Below are 2,969 nucleotides of genomic sequence, written 5' to 3'. Positions count from 1 at the left end.
GCCCGCCGGGAAGCCGGGGGTCATGCCCCGGGTCCAGGACGGCATCCGGGCGGGGCCGGCCGCCAGGGGGTACGGGAGGGTCGGCGCGTCCCCGGGGCCGTTCTCCGCGCGCCGGGCCTGGGCGAGGCGTTTGGCCAGCTCATGGGCGTCGCGGGGCCGGTCGTCGGGGTCCTTCGCCAGCAGGTCGAGCACGATCCGCTCGTAGCTGCCGGGGAGTTCGGGGCGCCGCTCCCGGGGCGGCTCGGGGGTGACGTCGCGGTGCCCGACCAGCACCTCCCAGTCGTCGTCGGCGCCGAACGGGGGGACGCCGGTGGCGAGTTCGTACAGGACGCAGCCGAGGGAGTACAGGTCGGAGCGGTGGTCGACGGGGTCGGAGCCGATCTGCTCGGGCGACATGTAGTGCGGGGTGCCCATGGCGACGCCGGTGCCGGTGAGACGGGCGGTGAAGCCGGCGTCGCGGCCGAGGCGGGCGATGCCGAAGTCGCAGATCTTGACCGTGCCGCCGGTGGTCCGCACGATGTTCGCCGGTTTCAGGTCACGGTGGACGACGGCCTGTTCATGGGTGTACGCGAGGGCCGCGGCGACCTGTTCGGCGATGGCGGCGACGTCGGGGACGGGCAGCGGGTCGCGGCGGTTGTCGTCCAGCAGCTGGCTGAGGTTGCGTCCGGTGAGGAGTTCCATGACGAGGAAGAGGACCCCGTCGTCCTCGCCGAAGTCGTGGACGACGGTGATGCCGGGGTGCTGGAGGGACGCCGCGACCCGGGCCTCCCTGCGGAACCGCTCCCTCAGCACCTGCCCCACCGGCGCGCCGCGCTGCGCGCCCAGCGGCTTGAGGCACTTGACGGCGACCTGGCGGCCCAGCGACTCGTCGCGGGCCCGCCACACCTCGCCCATCCCGCCGCGCCCGATCATGTCGAGCAGCCGGTAACGCCCCTGGATCAGCCCGCTCTCCGCCATCGTCCGCCGCCCCCGTTCACCGCTCCCGGTCGCGCGGCTCCCTCCGCGCTCCCTCCCGTCCAGTATGGCGGCGGGAGGAGGAGGCTTGTAGGGCGACCTGCGCGGATCACCGGACGGCGGACGGGCCGGACCGGGCCGCGGCCGCCTGCCGCAGGGCCCGCCGGACGGCGCGGAGCGCGGGGTGCGGGGTGCCGCCGCGGCGTACGGCGGTGAAGATCTGGCGGGTGCGGCGGCCCCGGGGCAGCTTGCGCAGGGCGACGGAGGGTTCCTCGCCCCGCCAGAGCAGGCCGGGCAGCAGCGCCGCGGCGTGGCCCTGTTCGACGAGGCGGCGCTGGACGAGGAGGTCGGTGGTCTCGAACCGTACGTCGGGCTCGAAACCGGCGGTGCGGCACAGGGTCATCGCCCAGTGCCGGGCGGCCGTTCCCTCCGGTTCCATGGCCCAGGGCAGCGCGGCGCTCGCGCGCAGGGCGGCCGCGGGGCCGTCCGCCGCGTCCGCCGGGCCGGGGAGGGCGAGGAACAGCGGGTCGTCGAGCAGTTCCTCCCGTTCCAGTTCGGCGGGCCGGGGGTTGGGGTTGTGGGGGTACTCCTCGGCGACGACGAGGTCGGTGTCGCGGGCGAGCAGCGCGGGCAGGGCCTCCTCCGGCTCCCGCTGCGTCACATGGACCCGCAGGCCGGGGTGGGTGTCGCGCAGCAGGGTCAGCGCGTCCGGCACCAGTGCCAGGGCGGCCGTCTGGAACGCGGCGACGCGCAGTGTGCCGGTCAGGTCCGTCAGGGAGGCGGCGATGTCGGCCTCGGCGCGTTCCAGGCGTTCGAGGACCGCTTCGGTGTGGGCGACCAGGATCTCCGCCTGCGGGGTGAGCCGCACCCGCCGTCCGGCCGGTTCCAGCAGCCGGACGCCGGCCTCGGCCTCCAGCCGGGCCAGTTGCTGCGAAACGGACGAAGGGCTGTAGGAGAGGGCCTCGGCGACGGCCGCGAGGGTGCCGCGGTGCCGGAGTTCGCGCAGCAGCCGCAGCCGGTGCAGATCGAACACCGGCGCACCGCCTTTCACGATCGTTCGGATTTTCCGAAGGATTCGCTTCGGAAACATTCGCTGGACCGAGGATACGGCGGGCCGCACCCTGGGGGCATGAGCGAGAACACCTCCCCCTCCCGCGCGCCGTGGTGGTACGCGCGGCCCGCCGCCCGTTCCTGGACCTGCGCGCCCGTGGACGCGTCCGGCGTACGGGACTTCCACGCGTCGCTGCCCGGCCATGCCCCCACCCCCCTGACCCCGCTGCCGTCGCTCGCCGCCGAACTCGGCGTCGGGCACGTCCTCGTCAAGGACGAGTCGTCCCGGCTGGGGCTGCCGGCGTTCAAGGTGCTCGGCGCGTCCTGGGCGGTGCACCGGGCCCTGGCCGCCAGGGGCCCGGCGGCCGGCCCGGTCACGCTGGTGACGGCCACGGACGGCAACCACGGCCGGGCGGTGGCCCGTACGGCGCGGCTGCTGGGGCAGCGCGCCCGGGTGGTGGTCCCGCCCGGGGTCCACCCGCGGGCCGTGGAGGCCATCGCCGCCGAGGGCGCGGAGATCGTACGCGTCGAGGGGTCGTACGACGACGCGGTGCGCCGGGCCGCCGAGGAGTCCCGCGCGCCGGACGCGCTGCTGCTCCAGGACACCGCCTGGCCCGGGTACGAGGAGATCCCCGGCTGGATCGTCGAGGGCTACACCACGCTGTGCGCGGAGATCGACGCGCAGCTCGCCGCGGCGGGGGCGCAGGCGCCCGGTCTCGTCGCGGTGCCGGTGGGGGTGGGGTCGCTGGCGCAGGCCGTGGTCACGCACTACCGCTCCCGTCCGTCCGGGCCGGCGCTGCTGGCGGTGGAACCGGAGGCGGCGTCGTGGGCGGTGGAGAGCCTGCGGCGGGGGGAGCCGGTGCGGTGCGCCACCGGGGACACGATCATGGCGGGGCTGAACTGCGGTACGCCGTCCGCCCTGGCCTGGCCGTTCCTGCGCGACGGCCTGGACGCCGCCGTCACCG

3 protein-coding genes are annotated in these 2,969 nt (G+C 75.8%); 1 reads left to right on the top strand and 2 read right to left on the bottom strand.

Annotation, left to right across the window (positions count from 1 at the left end; all coding sequences use genetic code 11):
- Together AC51EU_RS29080 and AC51EU_RS29075 are read right to left on the bottom strand one after the other, a co-directional pair.
- Nucleotides 1-957 (bottom strand): serine/threonine-protein kinase (locus AC51EU_RS29080; protein ID WP_496270080.1); only part of this gene is annotated, 957 nt, incomplete at its 3' end.
- 106 nt (nt 958-1,063) lie between these two features.
- Nucleotides 1,064-1,987, bottom strand: a complete 924-nt coding sequence (locus AC51EU_RS29075) for a LysR substrate-binding domain-containing protein (protein ID WP_496270079.1) — start codon at nt 1,985-1,987, stop codon at nt 1,064-1,066.
- 96 nt (nt 1,988-2,083) lie between these two features.
- Between AC51EU_RS29075 and AC51EU_RS29070 the strand changes: the two genes are divergently transcribed.
- A partial coding sequence (locus AC51EU_RS29070; RefSeq protein ID WP_496270078.1) for a pyridoxal-phosphate dependent enzyme occupies nt 2,084-2,969 on the top strand: 886 nt, incomplete at its 3' end.

It is taken from the genome of Candidatus Streptomyces philanthi (genome assembly GCF_059553635.1).
Note: the sequence above shows the minus strand (reverse complement) of the source record. Positions and strands in the feature narration are given on the sequence as shown.